This is a genomic window from Acidithiobacillus sp. IBUN Pt1247-S3 (assembly GCF_041146875.1).
Taxonomy (GTDB): Bacteria; Pseudomonadota; Gammaproteobacteria; order Acidithiobacillales; family Acidithiobacillaceae; genus Igneacidithiobacillus.
The window spans coordinates 1-20,774 of sequence record NZ_JBFRXP010000024.1 but is presented as its reverse complement, the minus strand read 5'-3'; the positions used below and the strand labels follow the sequence as shown (position 1 = coordinate 20,774).

General features: G+C 55.6%; 16 protein-coding genes and 1 pseudogene. 14 read left to right on the top strand and 3 right to left on the bottom strand.

Going from position 1 to position 20,774, the window contains the following annotated elements; all coding sequences use genetic code 11:
• The first annotated feature begins 14 nt into the window (after nucleotides 1-14).
• Complete coding sequence (locus AB4090_RS13290; protein WP_369574371.1) at nucleotides 15-386, top strand: hypothetical protein; 372 nt, start codon at nucleotides 15-17, stop codon at nucleotides 384-386.
• A 37-nt stretch (nucleotides 387-423) separates the two neighbouring features.
• On the opposite strand, the gene AB4090_RS13285 is transcribed toward AB4090_RS13290, so the two are convergent.
• The gene (locus AB4090_RS13285; RefSeq protein ID WP_369574370.1) at nucleotides 424-747 is read right to left on the bottom strand and encodes a hypothetical protein; all 324 of its coding nucleotides are present in this window, start codon (nucleotides 745-747) and stop codon (nucleotides 424-426) included.
• Nucleotides 748-863: 116 nt separating this feature from the next.
• Here AB4090_RS13285 and AB4090_RS13280 point away from each other — a divergent pair, with 116 nt between their 5' ends.
• From AB4090_RS13280 to AB4090_RS13260, 5 genes are read left to right on the top strand one after another with little or no spacing between them, the layout of a single operon-like run.
• Nucleotides 864-1,262 carry a hypothetical protein gene (locus tag AB4090_RS13280; protein ID WP_369574369.1) on the top strand — a complete coding sequence of 133 codons (399 nt, stop codon included), beginning with the start codon at nucleotides 864-866 and terminating at the stop codon, nucleotides 1,260-1,262.
• Nucleotides 1,259-2,080 (top strand): CbbQ/NirQ/NorQ/GpvN family protein, encoded by an 822-nt coding sequence (locus AB4090_RS13275; protein ID WP_369574368.1) that lies wholly within the window; start codon nucleotides 1,259-1,261, stop codon nucleotides 2,078-2,080. The genes AB4090_RS13280 and AB4090_RS13275 overlap by 4 nt, the downstream gene beginning before the upstream one ends.
• A 7-nt stretch (nucleotides 2,081-2,087) precedes the next feature.
• Complete coding sequence (locus tag AB4090_RS13270; protein WP_369574367.1) at nucleotides 2,088-4,580, top strand: nitric oxide reductase activation protein NorD; 2,493 nt, start codon at nucleotides 2,088-2,090, stop codon at nucleotides 4,578-4,580.
• On the top strand, nucleotides 4,577-5,758 hold the full coding sequence (locus AB4090_RS13265) for an acetoin utilization protein AcuC (protein WP_369574366.1): 1,182 nt from the start codon (nucleotides 4,577-4,579) through the stop codon (nucleotides 5,756-5,758). The genes AB4090_RS13270 and AB4090_RS13265 overlap by 4 nt, the downstream gene beginning before the upstream one ends.
• Entirely contained in the window at nucleotides 5,755-6,900 is a 1,146-nt protein-coding gene (locus AB4090_RS13260; protein WP_369574365.1) for an aldo/keto reductase, read from the top strand. The genes AB4090_RS13265 and AB4090_RS13260 overlap by 4 nt, the downstream gene beginning before the upstream one ends.
• Before the next feature lie 43 nt (nucleotides 6,901-6,943).
• On the opposite strand, the gene AB4090_RS13255 is transcribed toward AB4090_RS13260, so the two are convergent.
• The gene (locus tag AB4090_RS13255) at nucleotides 6,944-7,666 is read right to left on the bottom strand and encodes a response regulator (protein WP_369574364.1); all 723 of its coding nucleotides are present in this window, start codon (nucleotides 7,664-7,666) and stop codon (nucleotides 6,944-6,946) included.
• A gap of 2 nt (nucleotides 7,667-7,668) precedes the next feature.
• Nucleotides 7,669-10,401, bottom strand: coding sequence for an ATP-binding protein (locus tag AB4090_RS13250; protein WP_369574363.1), 2,733 nt, complete (start codon nucleotides 10,399-10,401; stop codon nucleotides 7,669-7,671).
• Between the two features lie 76 nt (nucleotides 10,402-10,477).
• Here AB4090_RS13250 and AB4090_RS13245 point away from each other — a divergent pair, with 76 nt between their 5' ends.
• From AB4090_RS13245 to AB4090_RS13210, 8 genes and pseudogenes are all read left to right on the top strand, one after another.
• A complete protein-coding gene (locus AB4090_RS13245; RefSeq protein WP_369574362.1) occupies nucleotides 10,478-10,753 on the top strand; it encodes a potassium-transporting ATPase subunit F in 276 nt (91 codons plus the stop codon).
• Nucleotides 10,750-12,504, top strand: coding sequence for a potassium-transporting ATPase subunit KdpA (kdpA, locus tag AB4090_RS13240; protein ID WP_369574361.1), 1,755 nt, complete (start codon nucleotides 10,750-10,752; stop codon nucleotides 12,502-12,504). Before AB4090_RS13245 ends, kdpA begins: the two co-directional genes overlap by 4 nt.
• A 15-nt stretch (nucleotides 12,505-12,519) precedes the next feature.
• Nucleotides 12,520-14,580: a potassium-transporting ATPase subunit KdpB gene (gene kdpB, locus AB4090_RS13235; protein WP_369574360.1), complete on the top strand. Its 2,061-nt coding sequence runs from the start codon at nucleotides 12,520-12,522 to the stop codon at nucleotides 14,578-14,580.
• An 8-nt stretch (nucleotides 14,581-14,588) separates the two neighbouring features.
• Nucleotides 14,589-15,185, top strand: coding sequence for a potassium-transporting ATPase subunit KdpC (kdpC, locus tag AB4090_RS13230; protein WP_369574359.1), 597 nt, complete (start codon nucleotides 14,589-14,591; stop codon nucleotides 15,183-15,185).
• Between the two features lie 288 nt (nucleotides 15,186-15,473).
• A pseudogene (locus AB4090_RS13225) lies at nucleotides 15,474-16,679 on the top strand (outer membrane beta-barrel protein).
• A 599-nt stretch (nucleotides 16,680-17,278) separates the two neighbouring features.
• Nucleotides 17,279-18,841, top strand: coding sequence for an APC family permease (locus AB4090_RS13220; RefSeq protein ID WP_369574358.1), 1,563 nt, complete (start codon nucleotides 17,279-17,281; stop codon nucleotides 18,839-18,841).
• A 542-nt stretch (nucleotides 18,842-19,383) separates the two neighbouring features.
• Entirely contained in the window at nucleotides 19,384-20,334 is a 951-nt protein-coding gene (proB, locus tag AB4090_RS13215) for a glutamate 5-kinase (protein WP_369574357.1), read from the top strand.
• 49 nt (nucleotides 20,335-20,383) lie between these two features.
• Nucleotides 20,384-20,593, top strand: a complete 210-nt coding sequence (locus AB4090_RS13210) for a hypothetical protein (protein ID WP_369574356.1) — start codon at nucleotides 20,384-20,386, stop codon at nucleotides 20,591-20,593.
• The last annotated feature ends 181 nt before the right edge of the window (nucleotides 20,594-20,774 follow it).

The following is a 20,774-nucleotide window of genomic DNA, read 5'->3' as shown; positions in this document are numbered from 1 at the left end:
AACAGAGCAACACGATGCCAAGTATTGAAGACCGCTTACGCAAGCGTCTAATTTGGATGACGAGTGACGAGAACATGCTGAGTGCGGCGCGTGAAAGTTTGCCCACGGAATGGTCGCTTACCCCAGCGCTCGGTGTAGACGATTTCGACGACTGGCAGGAGATCCTGCTGCATCGTTTTTTGGTGCTGGATTTGGATGATCCTGCTATCGACCATGCAGTGATCGATGAAATTCGCCGCGAACATCAGCTCAATATCCCAATCTTTTGTTATGGCGGCAGTGAGGAAGAACGCTTGGCGGCACGTTCGGCGCGCGCCGACCGCTTTTTCAACAAAGAAGAAATTTTGGCGCGCTTACCCGACTTTTTGCGCCAATTTTCCTGGTGAAATAGCTGCCCGCCCGCAGGCGGGCACCTTCGCGGCCTTAGCCGACGTGGGCGTGGGCCTCAGTGTCGAGCAGCAACTCGTGGCTCTCACTCTGTCCTTCGCTGCTGACCGTCAGGGTGGCAACGCGCACGCCCGCATTCTTGAAGGTCAACTCGTAGGAGAACATGCCGGGCAGTTCGACGTTGCTCTCCTTCAAGGTCTTGCCTTCGCAGGTCAGGCTGACCTTGGCGCTGCCCTGACCATCTAGTATGGCCTGGATGCGGAAGGGATGACCAACGACGCGACGATATACCTGCGGATCGCGATTCTGGTTGTACTGAAGGTTGTTCAATTTGACCATCTTGACGAGTTTCGTGCTCATGAAAGCCCCTTTTCCGTGCATAAAATCCATTATGGATGTCTATAGGTAAAACACGCATATCCTAGACGAAGCGGAGGAAAAAAGGTAGTTTATTTGCTTAGGCGAGAGGAGTTCTCATGTACGATAAGACCCTGGCGCTAGCGCGCCTAGACGAGGCGCAAGCCCGAATCGAAGAACTTGGGCGCAACACCGCAAAGCGCGATTTTTCTGCAAGTGTGCAAGAAGGAACAACGATTGCACGCCAACTGCTGCAAGTACTGTTGGCATCGGAACGTAAGGAATTTGACCCGAATGCCGACCTGCTTTCTTTATGGAAAACCCTGGTGAAGGGGCAGCCACATTGGAATACCATTCGCGACAATTGCCGTGAGCTGGTCTATTACCAAAATTGCCTGGAGATGGGGCGCGAAGACGCCCTGCCGCCGCAACCCGAGAAGATGCTGCTACACACCCTGCGCCATTTATATCTCTACGCCCGCAGCCATACCGAACAATCGCAAGAGGAGACACTATGAGTCAGAGCAGCCACGGCGATAAAGCCCTGCGCTACATCAGCGAAGAGCCGTTTTACCAGCCGGTAGGCAATGAGCTGGGGATCTTTATGGCGGCCTGGGGGCGGCGTCTGCCGGTCATGCTCAAGGGGCCGACGGGCTGTGGTAAGACCCGTTTTCTCGAACACATGGCCTGGCGGCTCAAGCGTCCGTTGATTACCGTGGCCTGCCACGAAGATCTGACCAGCTCTGATTTGGTAGGGCGTTTTCTCATCGAGGGCGATGAAACCGTATGGCAAGACGGTCCCTTGACCCGCGCGGTGCGCGAGGGGGCCATCTGCTACCTCGATGAGGTGGTCGAGGCACGCACCGATACCACCGTCGTGATCCACCCGCTTACCGACCATCGTCGTCATCTGCCCATCGATAAATTAGGCACGGAAATCACCGCGCACCCTGATTTTCTGCTGGTGATCTCCTACAACCCTGGGTATCAGACGGTACTGAAAGACCTTAAGCCATCTACCAAGCAGCGTTTTGTGGGTATGAATTTTACCTATCCACCAGCGGAGCTGGAGGCGCAGATCGTCATGCGCGAGTCGGGGTTGGATGCCGACCGCTCCGGTAAGCTGGTGCAAGCGTCGGCTAAGGCACGCAACCTTAAGGACCAGGGCTTGCAAGAGGTGACTTCCACCCGTGCCCTGGTCTATGCCGGTACCTTGATGGCAGCGGGTCTGGCGCCGCTGGAGGCAATCGAGGCGGCCATCATCAGCCCGCAGACGGATGATCCGGAATTGGCTGCGGCGCTGATGGAAATTTTCACCACCTTCTTTGGCGCCTGAGGGCACAGTGTCGGCTGCTACCGAGGAGATCCTCGAGCATCTCGAAGCGGTGAGCTTCGTGGCTGGGCGCGACGCGCGCGCGGCCCTTCCCGCTGTTGAGTCGCTAGGGGAAGCAGCCACCCTGCGCTATCTGGAAACGGGGCGCGATCTCTTCTTTTACGATCGCGAAGCGGGCAAGGGCTTTTTTCACGCGACCGCAGAGTTGGTGCGGGTCTTTAGTGGGTTAGACCCATGGCTGGACCAGGCGCGCGTATTTTTGACCCAGCGCGGTACCTTCCGCGCGGCGGTGGGATACTTTGAGCAGGCCGCGCAGGTGCGCGAGCAATATGGCGTGGCTGGGGAAAAGATCTGGTACGAGGAAGGCGCGGACTGGATCGCTCGTCATGTCGACAGTGCCGCCGCCTACTTTCGCATGCCGATTGCACGCCTTTTTGGTGCCTATGGCGCCGAGGAATTGCGTACCCTGCTCGCACCGGCGCGGGAACTCGCCAAGGGGCGCCTGGGCTTGGCCAGTTATCTCGAGGGCGCGGTCAAGGTCCGCGCCATTTGTGGGCTGGATGGGGTAGAAGACTGGGCCATGCGTGGGCGCGATATCCTCGCTGCCGGGCGTATCCGCGGTGAGGCCTGGTACAAGCTGGAGAGTGACGAGGCGCGCGCCTTTTTGCTGGAGGTGTTGCCGGGCTTTCGCATTGGTCCGCACAAGCGGCTCTTTGCCTTATTGTTGCAGGCGTGGACGGGTCTGCATCTGCCCTTTGAAGACGGCGACTGGAGCGTGGAGGGCGGGCGTAGCTTTCTCGAAACCGATGGACGTAGCCTTTTTGTGCCCGCTGTTATGCCAGATCGCGAAGAGGCCATCCTCGCCTTCTACCACACCGGCGCCCATCTTGCCTTTGGCAGCTATGACGATGAAGCCATCCATGCCCTGTTTCGCGAGATCGGTATGGAGCATCCGCCCTTGGATGCCGACCAGCGCATCACTTGGCGCCCCCTCTTTGCCCAGTTTGGTACGGATTTGCTGCGTTTCCAACTGGTCTTCGACATCCTCGAAGACCTGCGCGTTGATATCGCTATGGAGCGCGAGATGCCCGGCTACCTACCGCGCCTCATGCGTGCCGCAGAGCAGCGCGCGGTGCCGCCGGGGGTGGCCGGTGCCTACTGGCGTGAGGCCATGCAATTGACGCATTTGGCAATGGTGGGGCAACTGCCTGCAGACTTGGTGTCTCTTGCATCTGCGGAAGCGGGCATCCTTGATGCGTTTCGTTTGGCGCTGGCGCGCTACGCCCACACTAAACTTCCCTCTATTACCCTGGCTGAGCGGGCCGCAGCCTTTTTGCCGGGTCACTCCCCCAATGCCGCGCGCCCGATCTATCCACGCAAGCATGGCCAGACCGATGCCGTGGAAATGGATGCTGGCGGTCAGCTCGGCGCTGCCGGGCACAAGGAAAAACCGCGCGAGGCACCACAACAGGCGGAGGGTAATGATCCCGACATGGAGATTCCACCCGAAGATATTCAAGGTACCGGCGGCCGGGTGGGGGTGGGCATTCCCATGCCCGCCAAGGTGCATGGCAGTGGTCGCGGTGTGCAAGGGCCCAAGGGCGGTTGGTCCTACAAGGAATGGGACTACCGCCAGGAAAAATACAAGGATAACTGGGCGCGGGTGCATGAGCGGAAGTTGCGAGAGCGCGACGAGGCGCGCGCGGTGGAGATCGCCGCCGAGTACGACGGCACCATGCGCCGCCTGAAGAAAGCCTTACAGGCCCAGAAGCCGACGCGTATGGCACCCTTGCGGCGGCAAAAGGAGGGCGAAGAGCCGGATATCGATGCCGCCGTGCAGTTTGTGGTGGAGCGGCGTGCCGGGCAGAGTCCCAAAGCCAATATCTATCGCCAGCGCCGGCCCATGCAGCGCGACACTGCAGTGCTATTACTGGCCGATCTCTCCACATCGATCATGGCCGAGGCCGCCGACACTGGTCTGCGCGTGGTGGATCGTCTGCGTGCCGCTATGCTGCTCTTTGGCGAGGCCTTGGTCGAGGTGGGTGACCCCTTTGCCCTCTATGGCTTTGCCAGTAAATATCACCAGGAAGTTCTGCTCTATCCAATAAAACGCTTTGATGAGCGCTTCGATGCACACGCGCGAGCGGCACTCGGTGGTTTGAGTGGCAGGCTGGCGACGCGCATGGGTGCGGCGATCCGTCACAGTACCCGGCAGCTATTGCGTAGTCCTGGCCAGCGTCGATTGTTGTTGATCCTTTCCGACGGGCGACCCGCAGACTATGACGATGGTGGCGACCCACGCTATCTGCAAGAAGACACGCGCATGGCGGTGCGCGAGGCATTGGAGCAGGGGGTACATGCCTTCTGCATTAGCCTTGATCCGCGTGGTGGGGATTACCTGCCCCTGGTCTTCGGCCAGGGACATTACCTAGTCTTGCCGCAGATGGACCAGTTGCCCCAGGGTCTACCGGAAATCTATCTGCGCCTGCGAGGCCATGGGTGAACGAACTCGATCTCTTGCACGAGCAGATTTCACCAACGCGCCCAGCCCTTTTTGTCGGTGCGGCGCGCTACCGGCGCAAGAGCTACGGCAAAAACCATCCCCTCGCCATTCCGCGGGTATCCCTTACCCTTGATCTCATCAATAGCTATGGGGCCATGGGGCCGAATGAATATCGCTTGGGCCGACCTGCCAGCCACATCGAGCTCTGGGGTTTTCATACCCGAGATTATATCCAAGCCTTTGAAAAGGCACAGTTTCTCGGACGAGTCACTGACCACGACCGTCGCGCCTATCAGCTTGGGACGCTGGAAAACCCCTGTTTTCCTGGTTTTTTCGATACGCCCAACCTGGCGACCGGCTCGAGCATTCAGGCGGCGGAATTTGTTTTGCAGGGGCAGACGGCGTTTAGCCCTGCCGGTGGAATGCATCATGCAGCACCCCATCAGGCGCGCGGCTTTTGTTATCTGAATGATCCGGTCCTTGCCATCCAGCGCCTGCGGCGCGCCGGCCTGCGGGTGTTGTACTGGGACCTGGATGCGCATCATGGTGATGGTGTGGAAGCGGCCTTTATCGACGACCCCGAGGTGCAAACCGTCTCCATCCATATGGACACCAGCAATGCCTATCCCTTTCACGGCGGCAGCATTGCCGATCAGGCGGGCGGGGCACTGAATCTTCCCCTACCACCCGAGGTCAATGACAGTGAGTATCGGGAAGTCTTTGATGCTTTTTGGCCGCGGGTGCTGGAAGTTTTTGTGCCCGATGTGGTGGTTTTGCAGGCGGGTACCGATATCCTTGCCCCCGATCCCTTAAGCAAATTCCGTATTAGCAATGTCTTTTTCTGGGAGATGGTAGAGCGTATCCTGACGGATAGTCCGCGTCTTCTCGTGCTGGGCGGTGGCGGTTATCATCCCATTGCCTTGGCGCGCTGCTGGACCGGTCTCTGGGCAATTCTTTCTGGCCGTACGTTATCGGAAACTTTGCCCGAAGCTGGCCGCGCCCTGTTGAAAGAAGTCGACTGGGAACTGGATGATGAAGACGCCGCCGATTATTCGCGCCAATTCGAGCGCTTGGACGATCTGCCTCTGGAAGGCTCTGTGCGGGCAGAGATTGCTGAGCGCCTGCGTCGCCTTTTGCAGCAGCATCCCCTTTTTACCGATAGGAGAGTTTTGGCATGACTGCCAGCCCTGATCTGATCCCCGGTGCCGCCAATAGTTTGGCAACCAAGAAATACGCCGAACGTTTTGTTGCGGCAGGTTTGCCCGAGGGGCACTACAGCGATTTTCTCAACACCCGCATCAAGCTCTCGTCGCTCGGAGTGGGGACCTTCCCAGGTGCCCTCGATGAGGTGACGGATCTGGCGGTGGCGGCCATTGTCGCCCAGGCGCTGCAAGCGGGGATCAATGTCGTCGACACGGGTGCCAATTACCGCTATGGCCGTGCCGGGCGCGCGGTCGGCGCGGGCATCGCCAAGGCGCTACAGGCAGGCATCCAGCGCGAGGAATTCTTTGTTTTGGGCAAGGGCGGCTTCCTCACCTTTCCCGACGGCAAACCGGAAAATCTCGAAACCTTCTTTGCCGAAGAAGTCGAGGCCAAGGGACGTGGCAAGAAAGAAGATCTTGCCCATGGCATCCATTGTTTGAGCCCAGAATATATCCTCTGGCAACTGGATGAGCTGCGTGCGCAAACCGGCCTAGCGACTCTGGATGCCTTTTTGGTGGATCAGCCCGAAGTGCAGATTCCCGTCATCGGCAAGGAACAGGTCTATCGCAAGTTGATCGATGTCTTCGCCGCGCTGGAGGGTGCGGTGGCCGAGGGCAAATTGCGCTACTATGGTATCTCCACCTTTAATGCCTGCCGGGTGGAAACCGATAATCCGCTGTTCCAGTCCATGACCAGTTTGCTGGGCCTGGCAGACAAGGCGGCGGGGGAGGGCAAGCGCCATCATCTGCGCATCGTCGAGCTACCCTTCAATGCCCTGATGCCAGAGGCCTATACGCGCTTCAGCCAAGTGACCGGGCAGGGCAATATCGGCTCCACCATCCAGGCAGCCTATCAGCTAAAGCTCACCGTCATGGCCAGCCACCCCTTGGGCAAGGGGCTCCTGGGGCGGGAAGAGGTGCCGTCCTTGCAGGAGGCAATGCCAGAGTTCAGTAACCCAGCGCAGCGCGCTATCCAGTTTGTGCGCTCCACACCGGGTATCGCAGTGACTTTGGTGGGCATGAGCAATCCCATGCATTTGGCGGATTTTCTCGCCGTTGCCGAGCAGGCGCCGCTGGCGAAAGAGCGCTTCCTTGCGATGTTCGAGAAAGAGAAATAGACTCCATTTCCTGGAATATGATTGCTTTTCATGTCTTAGGAGGTTATGCCTCCTGTGGCTCTAACCATAGACGATATCCTACCCCGGCTTCGGTAAGAAGGTAACGCGGGCGATTGGGATCTGGCTCGATTTTTTCTCGAAGTCTTTGGATATAAATACGCAAATAGTGTGTCTGTTCCAGCTGCTTGGGACCCCAAGCGACTAAGAGGAGTTTTTGATAGCGTTGTATCTGACCGGCATGCAGTAGTAATTGCCGCATGATTTGATATTCTTTGCTGGTTAATAGTGCTTCCTTACCGTCTGGCGTCAGCAATCGACGGCCATCCTCTTCCAAAGACCAGGCAGCGAGATGTAGATCTTTTTCTGTGGGTCGAGAGAGGATCCGCCGCAAATGCGCATCCAGGCGCGCCAATAGTTCGCCCATGGTAAAGGGTTTGGTCAGATAGTCGTCGGCGCCATTTTGCAGCGCTTGTATTTTATCGATATCTTGATCTCGGGCCGACAACACGACAATCAATACTTCCGGGAGTAACCGACGAATCCAGGGAATCAAATCCTGGCCATCGCCGTCTGGTAGGGTGAGATCGAGGAGAATGATCAGATACGGTGCCAAGCCCGCATTCTGGCGCTCGAGAATCCGTTGTTGTACAGCGGCAAGGTGATCCACATGCTCCAGGTGATACATTTCCTGGCCACGAAAAGCGCTGCGCATGAATTGGCTGATGCCCGGATCATCCTCCACGAGCAAGACGTCATGATGCGCCATATTTATTCTTCCTCTGGCAAGGTTGGCTGGGTTTGTAAGGGTAGCGTGAAACAGAAGCGCGCTCCCCGGCCCATCGTGATGTTACTGGCGTTAATTTGTCCGCCATGCATTTCCACAATGCTTTTTGCAATCGCTAAACCCAGACCTGTCCCGCCTTCTCCTGTGGGTGGTCGCACCTGGCTGAAGCGGGCAAATATCTGGTCTACCCTTCCGGAGGGTATGCCATACCCATAATCAATCACACAGATGTGGAAGTCCTTTTTCGTCACCCATGCCTGCAACACAATAGCGGCTTCCGCTGGCGTGTAACGGCACGCATTATCCAGCAAGTTGGCTAGCACTTGTGCGATCAAACGGGCATCGGCAAACAATAAGGGCAAATCTTGTGCAATCTGGTATTGAAATTCGCGTTTTTTACAGGCCTCTCCCAGCAGCGAGTTGGCGATACTGACAATGTCGCCAAAGGGTATCCATTCCCGCTGCAGCTCCGTTTTTCGCGAAAGTAACGACGCAGTGCGGAGAATCCGCTCCATCGTATCGCTTATCCGTTGCGTCTGTTCCCGCAGCGTACGCACTAAATCCAATCGCTCGGTACTGGAAAGGTTGTCGCCGAGTTCTTCCATCGTGCTAAGCAGGCCGGAGACGGTAGTCAGTGGGGTGCGCAAATCATGCGAGATTGCGCTCAGGAGGGTGTTTTGTGTTTGCTCCAGACGGAGAAGAATCTGTGCTTCATCACGCTGTTCCACATTATCCGCAGAGTCGAGTGCTGCCGAGATCAGCCGCGCAATGGTCTCCATATAGCGTAGCCATTCTCCCGGAATCTGTTTGATCTCCATATCACCGATGCCCATGATACCGAGTACCCGATCACCGCGTAACAAAGGTAGCAAAAGCGTTGGTACAGCCGAGAGCGTATCGGTACCCATCCCGGCGGGCCGTTGGTTGCGAAACACCCAAATGGCGGCCGAGCGCTCGGCATTGCGCATGGCGTCGGGCTCGTCCGGCTCGTCCCAGCGTTGCAAGGGAAGGCTGCCACCAGGACCTGCCGGTAACCAAAAACCGACGTCAAGACCCAGGCTACTGTGAATTTGCGCGACCGCGGCACGCAATACCGCCGCCGAGTCTTTTTCCAAACTCAGGCGTTGCACCAGGGTATATAAGGTGCGGGCGCGGCGTTCCCGCAAGCGGGCCATTATTTCCTGATCGCGAGACCGTGCCACTAACTGGCTAATAAGCACCGTTACGGTCAAAGTGGCGGCGACGATCAGCAATGACTCCAGTGTTGCGGGTAGATTTTTCCCCTGCCCGAAAAGAAAGAACCCGATTTGGGCGCTGCTAATCAGCACAATTGCTGGCCAGCGGCCGAAGCGTAATGCGGTTAAGGTCGCGCCTGCGAGGGTGAGCAAAAAGAATGCTGCCATGCCGAGGTAGGGGTTGAGGAGCGTAGCCAGACCCGCAACAGCAAACCCACCAATCATGCTCAGTACCATGGCGCGACTGTCTCGCAGGCGGAATCCATAACGAGGGGCAGCGGCTACGTAGACGGGATTGGCGTTCGTCTGGGCCGCAGGTGGCTGCAAGGGATAGACTATGATATCAATTGCTTTTTGGTATCGTAGTAATTGGCGTAAGGGGCTACGGCGAACCGGCCAAAATTGGCGAATCCCCGTCCAACTCCCGGTCATGATGCGGGTAACCTGGCGGGTGTGGGCATACGCCAGGATCTCTTGCGCGACATTGACCCCGGTAATGCGCACAGTCTCGGCCCCCAGGCGTTCTGCCAAATGGAAATGACTCCACAGCCATGCCTGGTATTGTGGACGTTGCCACAGGCCCCGGGGCGTATCGACATGGATGATGATCCACGAGCAATGCAGGGCCTGGGATAGGCGATATCCCGCACGGATCAATTGCTCGCTCTCAGCGTCTGCACCGATTGCGACCAGGATCACCTCGCGTAACCGCCCGCCTTCGCGTCGATCTTCCGGGTGGATACTGTGAAATTCCTGTAACTCCGTATCCATACGGTCGGCGGCAACGCGCATGGCCAACTGGCGCAGGGCGATCAGATTGCCCTTACGAAAAAAGTGGTGCATGGCACGCGCGCCACGCTCACCCAGGTACACTTTGTTGTCGCGCAGACGCTGCAGCAGGTCTTCCTCACTGATGTCGATGAGGTTGACCTCGTCGGCGTCCGTAACCGCGCGGTCGGGAACGGTTTCGCGCACGCGCACGCCGGTAATGGCAAAGACGACGTCGTTGACACTCTCCAGGTGCTGAACATTGATCGTCGTCGCGACATTGATCCCGGCTGCTAGCAATTCCTCCAGGTCTTGCCAGCGCTTGCTGTGGCGCGACCCCCTGGCGTTGTTGTGTGCTAGTTCATCGAGCAGCAAAAGTTGCGGCCTTCGGGCGAGGGCAGCATCGAGATCAAACTCCCCGATTGCGGCCGAGGCTCCCTCGACCACGCGCAAAGGTAAAAGCGGCAGTTGATTCGCTAGGGTTTGTGTTTCAGAGCGCTGGTGGGTCTCGACAACACCGACCAGTACATCCCGACCTTTTTGCTGCTCGTCGATGCCATAGCGCAGCATGGCATAGGTTTTTCCTACCCCTGGTGCCGCGCCAAAAAACACCTTCAGCCGACCCCGAGCCAGACGGCCGTCGGCCTTTTCTACAGCGGCCAGTAGCGCTTCCGGGTCCGGTCTGTTTTCTTCCGTTGTCGAGGGGTCCGCCAAGAAAACCTGCCTGTGCGCTAGAATATCAGCTCATAGTACGGGCCGCGAACGTAAAGTCAAACAACGCAAAATATTTATGCATTTTTTATGCAATATTTATGGGTTTTTTATATCCATGAATCCCCCGATTTCCTACACTTTCAACGGAAAGAAAAGCCGAGGTGACGTCTATGTTTATTCTATATCTTCTACTGTTTCTCGCCCTCTTTGCTGTAGCAGCGGGATTTATTCTATTACTAGACAAGGTGAGGTCCTGGTCATGAGCATTTTAATCTGGATCGGGTTGGCACTAGCGCTGTTCTTGTTAGTTTATCTGACCTTGTTTCTAATCAACCCGGAGCGCTTCCTATGATGAACGCGACGCTGTTAACCGCAGCCGTATTTCTTGTCACCATTGCTCTGGCGTGGCCTATCGGTGCGTACATGGAGCGGGTATATTCGGGACAGCGCTTTTGGGCCACCCGTTTCTTTGGGGGTCTGGAGCGCAGCCTGTACTGGCTTTCCGGAATTCAGCCAGAAAAAGAGATGAGCTGGAAACGCTACGCGTTACTGTGGCTCCTGTTCAACCTCATTGGCGGATTGGTTCTCTATTTTCTTCTGTATTTCCAAAACTATCTGCCTCTCAACCCGCAAGGCTTACCCAGCCCTGGTGCTGGGGTGAGCTTCAATACCGCAGCCGCTTTTGTCACCAATACCGACTGGCAGGACTACTCCGGTGAAACCACCATGAGCTACCTGAGTCAGGTGCTGGGGCTGGGCGTGCAGTTCTTCTTTTCGGCAGCTTCGGGAATGGTGCTTGCCGTCGCTTTGACGCGCGGGTTTTCGCGCACCGAAAGTAAAGGGATTGGCAATCTTTGGGTGGATTTGACTCGCTCTGTCCTCTATATCCTCCTGCCCCTGGCCAGTGTCCTTGCCCTCTACCTGGTGAGTCAGGGGGCCATCCAGAACTTTGCTGCGTACCTGAACGTCCATCTACTCGATCCCTTTTTGCAGAGCGGCAAGTTGATTACTACACAAACTCTTGCCATGGGTCCAGCGGGCTCCCAGACGGCCATCGAGATGCTGGGTAACAACGGTGGAGGTTTCTTCAACGCCAATTGCGGCCAGCCCTTCCAGAGCCCGACGGGGATGACCAATTTCGTGCTCATGGTGGCCATGATCCTGTTGCCTTTTTCCCTGATCTTTTACTTTGGCCGCGCCATTGGCAGCCGCAAGATGGGCTGGGCCTTGATGGCGGTGGCGCTCCTGCTCCTGGTGCCCCTGGCGCTCTTCAGTCAGCAGCAAGACCTGGTGGGCAACCCGGTATTCAGCCAGATGGGGATCAGTCAGGCCCACAGCGCTGCCTTGGCCGGGGGTGGCAACATGGTAGGGGTAGAAGACCGCATTGGTACTGCTGGCAGTGCCCTTTTTGGCGCCCTGGCCACCGGCACCTCCACCGGCTCTTCCAATTCCGCCTACGACTCCTTCATGCCCATGTCGGGCTTCGTGAATCTGTTTTTGATGCAGTTGGCCGAGGTGGCGCCGGGTGGTGTGGGCTCGGGGGTGGCTTCCGAGGTGGGTTTCTTCATTATTGCCGTGTTCCTGGGCGGCCTGATGGTGGGGCGGACGCCGGAGTTTTTCGGCAAAAAGCTGGAGGCCTATGAGATGAAGATGGCTTCCCTGGCCATTCTCATCATGCCCATCCTGATCCTGATGGGGACGGCCATTGCCGTCTGCCTGCCTGGCGGGCGGGAGGCCATCCTCAACCCCGGTCCCCATGGTTTTTCCGAGATCCTGTACGCCATGACCAGTCCGGCCAATAACAACGGCAGTTCCTTTGGTGGCCTCAATGCCGATACGGTGTTCTACAACGTGCTTACGGGGATCCTCATCCTCATGAACCGCTATCTGACCTATTTTCCCCTCTTGGCTATTGCCGGGGCCCTGGCGGCCAAACGGCGGACGGCGGCGAGTGTCGGCACCCTCAACCCCACCACGCCGGTCTTCGTGGTCTTTTCGACGGGGGTGATCCTGCTGGTGGGGGCGCTCAACTTCATCCCCGCCCTGGCCCTGGGCCCGGTAGCCGAGGCCTTGTCTTTACCCACCTTGCACCTGCACCCCTGAAACCGAGGATTCATCATGACCGAAAAATCTACAGAGCAAAATCGGGACTTTTGGCGCCGCCTATTTCGGGACGCAGCAAAAGAGAGTTTTCGCAAGCTCAGTCCGCAAAGCCAATGGCGTAACCCTGTGATGTTTGTGGTCTACGTCGGCGCTTTCCTGGTCACCCTTATGGGTCTGGAGGGCCTGATCCGGGGAGGCGGTAATTGGGGATTTGATCTGATCATCGCCGTCTGGCTGTGGCTCACTCTACTCTTTGCCAACTTCTCCGAAGCCTTGGCGGAAGGACAGGGCAAAGCACAAGCCAGCAGTCTGCGCGCCTCACGTCGTGAGGTCATGGCACATAAGGTAGCTCGTGCCGACGCGGATGCGGAGTGGACGGAAGTCCCCGGTCATCAACTGCAACGCGGTGACCTGGTGCGGGTGGATGCCAATGAAGTGATTCCTGCCGATGGTGAGGTGCTGTTGGGCGTAGCTGCTGTGGACGAAAGCGCCATTACCGGAGAAAGCGCCGCGGTGATTCGCGAGCAAGGCGGTGACCACAGTGCCGTCACCGGTGGCACCATGGTCCTTTCTGATTGGCTGATCATTCAGGTAACCAGTAGTGCGGGTGACAGCTTTTTGGACCGCATGATCAGCCTGGTTGAGGGCGCGGCACGACGCAAAACCCCCAACGAGATTGCCTTAGCGGTGCTTCTCGTGGTGTTGACCATGGTTTTTTTGGTGGTCACCGTCACCCTCTACCCGTTTTCCTGGTATAGCGTGCATTTTGCCGCACATAGCGGCCAGGTGGTGTCGCCTACGGTGTTAGTCGCGCTTCTCGTTTGCCTGATCCCGACTACCATTGGGGCGCTGCTGCCTGCTATCGGCATCTCCGGCATCATGCGCCTGCTCAAGGCCAAGGTGGTGGCCAAGTCGGGCCGCGCTATCGAAGCAGCGGGCGACGCGGATGTCCTGTTTTTGGACAAAACCGGCACGATCACTTTTGGCAATCGTCAGGCCGCAGAATTATTGGCTGCGCCCGGCGTGAGTGCGGACGAGCTAGCTGCTGCGGCGCGCTACGCATCTTTGAGTGATGACACCCCCGAGGGCAAGAGCATTGTCCAGTTGGTGGATCGTGTATACCCCAATGTGCCAGCCATTACCGGGGAAGGGAACTGGGTGCCGTTCAGTGCCGAAACGCGTATGAGCGGAATAGATACCAGCGACCACCAATTTCGTAAGGGCGCACCCGATGCGATTAAACGCTGGGTGGAGCAGGCGGGCGGGCAATGGCAAACGGCAGTGGACTCGGACATCGAAAAAATCGCGCAAACGGGTGCAACACCGCTAGTGGTGGCGCTGGATGCCCAGGTGCTTGGTGCGATTAGCTTAAAGGATATTGTGAAACCGGGTATTCGGGAACGCTTTGCGGAATTGCGTAGCATTGGCATCCGCACGGTAATGATTACTGGTGACAATCCGATTACGGCTGGCGCGATCGCCGCGGAGGCCGGTGTGGACGATTATCTGGCCGAGGCCAAACCCCAGGACAAGCTGGACCGCATCCGGGAATATCACGAGAAGGGCCACCTGGTGGCCATGACCGGCGACGGCACCAACGACGCACCCGCCCTGGCCCAGGCCGACGTGGCGGTGTGCATGGCGAGCGGTACCCAGGCAGCGCGCGAAGCCGCCAACATCGTCGATCTGGAGTCCGACCCCACCAAGCTACTGGAAATTGTGCGGCTGGGAAAACAGCTCTTGGTAACCCGAGGGGCACTTACGACCTTCAGTATCGCCAATGATGTTGCCAAGTATTTTGCCATCATTCCGGCGGCCTTTGTGAGTACCTATCCGCAGCTCGATGCACTCAACGTGATGCGGCTCAACTCCCCCAAGGACGCGATTCTGTCGGCGGTCATCTTCAACGCCATCGTCATTCTGCTCCTCATTCCCCTCGCTCTGAAAGGCGTGAAATATCGTGCGATCAGTGCCGATCGTCTTCTGCTACGCAATGTCATGATTTATGGTGTTGGTGGGATTATCGCACCATTTATCGGCATTAAACTCATTGACTTACTGCTAACGATTTTGTGAGGTGCAGCATGTTGCAATCCTTTCGTCAGGCTATCTCCATTTTTATTCTGCTGGGACTCTGTGTAGGGGTTGCGTACCCCATGCTCATGACCGGAATATCTTCGCTGGTATTTCCCTGGCAGGCGCACGGATCTCTCCTTCGTGAACAAGGGAAGGTCGTTGGTTCGCAGGAAATTGGCCAGTATTTTACCAGTCCACAGTACTTCTGGGGCCGTCCCTCCGCTACCGACCCCGTACCGTATGATGCCGCCAGTTCTGGTGCCTCCAACCTCGGCCCCAGCAATCCGGTCTTGTTTCGGCACATTGCCAAACGGGTGGCGTATTTACGGAGAATGGACCCCACTGAGGGAAATCGTCCGGTACCCGTAGATCTCGTGACTTCTTCTTTCAGCGGTCTGGACCCGGATATCAGTATTGCCGCCGCGCAATACCAAATTGCCCGCGTTGCCGCCGCGGGTCATTTGCCCCTGGGTACCGTCCAAAATCTGGTGCGCGCAAACACCCATTGGCCCTTGATCCCCTTCATTGGCGAACCGGTGGTGAGCGTGCTGCCTCTGAATTTGGGTTTGGAAAAGCTCTATATCATAAAAAACAACAGACCATGAAATAGGTGCAGAAAAAGACCTTATGGGCATCATCGTCAACCTGATATGCTGGCTTGGCATCATCATCTGTCTTTTATGCATCATTGTAGAGTTAATGCTATAACGTTCATTCGTTATGGTGCATAACGAGACATCTATGAAAGCTATTGAAACGGCGTAAAGGGGGACAAATGGTGCCAGTAAATCATTTGGAATGCGCAAGGAACGTGGGCCCACAAAAATCCAGAAATAGCTCTATCAGAGTTGTGGAAATCAGGTTTTTTATCATCATTTACTCTAGCAATCCCTATGAGGAGATCCATTATGAAAAGGAGTTCATGGATAATATTCGCTGCCGTATTAAGCGTATTCGACATGCCTGTTGCCGAAGCATCACTGACTTTGCCAAATCCCATCAAAGTAGATGCTGGCCCGATTGGAGAGATTGGTGTGCAGGGTGTAGCGAGTGGAATGGCTTTCTGGCAAGACAATCCCCAGGGCGTTGCTGGTACTTTGGGCGCTAAAAATGTTGGCGCAACGATCACCAACGGTATGGTGATTGTGCAAAAAAGCACTGGATTGGTGCAGTTTTACCTCCAGGCTGGTGCCTACAGTTTTCCGACCCTGGCGGAGACTATGAGTTATGGTGATCCAACATACGCAGCTGGTGGTATAAACGATTTTGGTGCCTTGCCTATTGGCTACGTCAAGATTGCCCCTAGCAGTGATTTTTCGGTGCAAATTGGTCAGATGCCCACCCTGATCGGGGCAGAAAGCGGTTTCACCTACCAAAATGTCAACATCGAGCGGGGTTTGCTTTGGGACATGGAGCCCATCATCAGTCGGGGTATTCAGTTCAACGCCAGCGCTGGCCCGCTGAGTGCATCTGTGTCCTGGAATGATGGCTACTATTCCAATCGCTATAATGTCATCAGCGGCTTGGTGAGTTACGCCATTGACTCTGCCAATACGATCAGCGTGTATGGAGAAGGATCCGCGGGTAAGGTCCGAATGGCAGCAAATTCCCCTGCCTACAGTTCTTTTGGTGATGTGAGTCAGATTTACGGTCTAGAGTACGAATACAGCTCTGGCCCCTGGATGATTGAGCCTTACTTCCAGTACATGCACACGCCAGAGAGTGCGCGTTTGAGCATTCCGCACGCCTTCGATAACTATGGGGGCGCTGTCCTTGCCAACTACAGCTTCAATAACGCCTGGTCCTTGGGCGGTCGCGTTGAGTATCTGGATGTCGGTGGACCTTTGAACGTTGGGCTGAACACTCCAGGGGCTGACAACAATTTTACGTCCGTTGCCTCCACGCTCACGGGCTTACCCGCAGACTCCCATGCCTAGTCGCTTACGGTAACGCCAACCTACCAGTGCCACGATTTCTTTGCGCGTGCTGAGCTTTCATACGTGACCGCTTCTACACCAACGGGCACGGGATTTGCTGGTCAAAATGGTCTGGCCACCAATCAGGTACGCGGCATGGTCGAAACCGGCTTTCTTTTCTGACGTTGAGGTGATCAATAAACCCGGATATTAAAAGTATCCGGGCCTTCGCACCACAACTCGCTGGTTAATGACAATTTCTCACACCATCCGCTTAGTATGTGGCCCCAACTTCGAGCTCCGCTAGTTGGAAAGAGATCGCCAACTATTTTTCAATAAATCTGTGGCACGACTTATGGTAACAATGCGGAGGAAATGTTGTCACGTGATCTTTCTTGGCGGTTTCACGTTTAAAGAGAGACATCGACGCGAAATCCTTCACTGCGAGCCAGGAGAGCGAAGCGGGGGCGAGTAGTCCCCAGAAGGCAACGCGGCGAACTGCATCCGCCGAAGCGACCGCGAAGCCGGGAGTGCAGGCGCGTGCTGTGCCGCATGGTTGGCGTCGAGTCATTCGGGAGACGAGTGCGCCGTCTGCGCCCCAACGAGGGCGTGGCGGTGTGCCGGTGACCGGGACGGCTGGGGCCTATTATCTGGTCGGCAGCGCAAGGCCGATCGCGCAACGACGCGCGAAAAGGCCTGCTGAGCACGCCGACTCTCCGGTGACTTGTCGACCAAGTCTTCGGCACATTAGTTTCATTAAGTTATACCGGAGGATTTTTGGGATGACGGAAGTGACACGGCCAGCCATATTACGGCGCGAATTAACAAAACTCGATCTGATTATCATCGGTGTAAGCGGTGCCGTGGGAACGGGCGTACTATTTGGTACCGCAGGAATGGCTGCGCTAGCTGGCCCCGGCGTCATCTGCGCTTGGCTGTTGGGTGGGCTGATGTATCTCACCGTAGGACTTACCTATATCGATCTCAATGCGCTCTATCCGGAGGAGGGTGGCCCATCACGATATAGCCTGTATACCTATGGTCCAGTGACAAACATGATCAATGCGTTGTGTGATCTCTTATGGTACCTGTTTATTCCACCGATTGAAGCGTTGGGTGCGGTAACAGGCCTTAATTCGTTTTATCCGCATTTGGTCAATAGCTCCGGCGATCCAACCTTCTTGGGTAGCTTGGCGGGAATCGTTCTCATGATAGTATTTTTCCCGTTCAATTATTTTGGGATTAAAACGCTCTCCCACAGCACGAACTTCTTAGGTGTGATCAAACTCGCACTATACACGTTTGTGGCGTTAGGCTTTGTTTCGTTGGGACACTGGGTTAACTTTCATGGAATGGGCGGATTTTTGCCCTACGGGATTGGCGGGATCATCGCCGCAGTACCCTTGGGCATGTATGCGTTTGGTAGTCTTAGGGTACTGCCTGACTTTACCGAAGAGGTGCATGATGCTCGGGTCATCCCATCTGCAATCCTGTGGTCCTTACTCGGCCAGACGGTGCTTTATGCGTTGTTTGGGGTCGCGTTAGTCGCAGGCCTGCAATGGTCAGGCGTTCATATCCTGCCCGGAAATTGGTCTTCTCTAGCCAAACTACAGGGTAATCCATTTGTTCTATTGGCGTCGACGTCCGGCCGTGAATGGCTGCTGGGGTTCGTGCTAGTCATTGCCATTATTGGACCCTTCGTAACAGGTTACATCTATCAAGGAGCGGGTAGTCGCATCGTCTTTGCTATGGCCCGATCGCGGATTTTTAACCGTCGACTCCTTGAGATCAGCAAGAATCATGGCATACCTGCAATTTCCTTATTGCTGACCATGATCGTTGGCGTAATCATCGCATTCATCGCCGCACCTCTGCCCTCGATTTACAATTTGTTGGGAGATGCCGTTGTGGCAGGCTATTTGGGCTTTGCGGTAAATCCACCGATCATGATTGCCCTACGCATACAGGGAAAATCGGGATGTTTCACATCCAAATTTTTGAGCACAATTGTAGCAGGACTGGCCTTTATTTCGGCTTCGCTAATTGTGTATTGGAGTGGCTGGCCAGATGTACCCTATTCTGCTTCGCTTGTCCTTATGTTGGCGTCTTTGATTTTTTTTATGGGCAGGGTAAAACGAGGGTTGAAAAACGCAATCTGGTATATCGGGTATATTCTTTTCCTGACTTTGATGGCCTATATCGGTAGTGAGGGAGCCTTGCAGGTGGTCAACTTCTACTGGGGGAGCGTTCTGGTAGCTTTGGTTTCCGTCCTGGTGTTCTTACCATGGGGAGTTGGTTCGCGGCAGGAGGTCAGCGAACAAGTTCCCTTTATTCCAGGTCAATAAATTGAATTGCCTCGAGTTACCCGTCGACCATAAGGATGGGAAAGATTGTGATCTACAGCACGATGGACGAATTACGGGTCATTATCTCGACGGCGCAGTGGAAGGGGTATCGCTGGGCTGAAACGCACGTCAACGCGACCATAGAAAATGCTGAGCACGCGGCGGGCGAGGCCTTTCCCGGTTTTAGGAAAGGTCTTCTGCACTATGAATTCCTCCAGGGGTGGCGATTACATCAGTCTGGTACGCGCCCGGCTGGATCCTCTTACGCGTAGCATTTTTCCGTGATGCATCCCGCATTTTTCGGCGCTATGTGACAGACGTATGGTCATGGAGTATAAAAGTAACCGGGTAAGATAGGCTCAGTTTTACGATAAGCGGGAAGATATCTGGAATCTCTACATTCCGTCTCCCTTATCTTCCTGCCTAAACTCCGGGAGGAGGCGCCACTATAGGCAAAAATATTTACGTATTTTTTATAGACGCCATCTGCCCTGCCTACTACAATCAAGTACAGCATTAGATCGCGAGGAGACACATACATCATGCTATATAATATCAGCGCTGAAGAAAGAAATGGGTGGCGCGCAGCCCGCCAGCACTATCAACGCCGGGCCAAGCGCTGGGTTGTCAAAGTAGGTACCAGCTCTCTTTTGCGGGATGACGCATCTCTGGATCAAGAGAAAATCGAGCACCTTTTGATGCAGGTCGTCGCTATGCAAGGTGAGGGCATGGAGGTTGTGGTTGTGCTTTCCGGCGCAGTGGGGGTTGGAGCAAATCGGCTATGCCAAGCGGTCTCTACGTTGACTGAACGCGAACGAAAAGTGGCCGCCAGTATTGGGCAAAGTCGTATTGTTCATGCGCTGTTAGAAGCTTCCGCAAGGCTGCGTTCAACTGTGCAAGAACCCGTTGAAATTAGCCAAGTTCTATTTTCCCGAGATGATTTTTCGTATCGTAAACGGTATCGGAATGCGTGTGTTCTGCTTCGTGACTTGCTGCGGGCGGAAACCGTCCCAGTGATCAATGAGAACGATGTCATCGGCGGCCGTGCGCATTCGCTTGGTAACAATGATCGCGTGGCCGCGTTGATCGCATCCATGGTCGACGCAGATTTGTTGGTGTTGCTGACGGATCAGCAGGGCTTGTATACGAGCAATCCGAAAGAAAATAAGCATGCACGTCTCATTACAGAAGGAATAGCGGAAGATCCGCAGCTTTTGCAGATGGCCAAAGGTGAGGGCGAGTTTGGCACCGGCGGTATGCAGACAAAATTGCTCGCCGCGCGAATGGCAGCACAATGTGGAATACACACCGTAATTGCCGCGAGTTCAGTTCCGAATGTTCTTTTACGGCTATCTACTGGCGAAGCGGTCGGCACTTTTCTGTATCAGCAGCGGAATGTTAATAGAAGCCGCGTTCATAGGCGAATGGCGCTTTTTGCGAGAACCTGGTTTCGCCATGCAAGCGCACGGGATGTGCCATTGGGTGCGCGATAACCAAAGGGGAAATTCTGGTCATTTGTTTTCCGTAATTGGAGGGCCCACTGTGGATGATTTAAAGACGCTAATTCTTGCTGCACAGTGGGCAGGGTATCACTGGGCGGAAAGCCACCCCAATGCCAAGATACAAGAAGTCGAGCAGGCGGCAGGATTGGCTTATCCAGGTTTTGATAAAAGCGTACTATATTTTTCGTTTCACCAAGGATGGGTACTGCATGAGTCTGGCTCAAGACCCCAGGAGCTGCCAGGAGACTGAAAAATACCCGTTGTTTCCCTAAAGTTCTTTCATCTGTACATCCAACTACAAATCACGCTTACTCGTCTTTCTGCTTTTCCTTGCGGCTGATTTCCGCCAACAGCTTTTCCTGTTCGGCAAAAGACATGCGTCGGCTACCCGCAGTAAAGCCCTTTTTCGCCGCGCCTTGTTCTGCCGGATG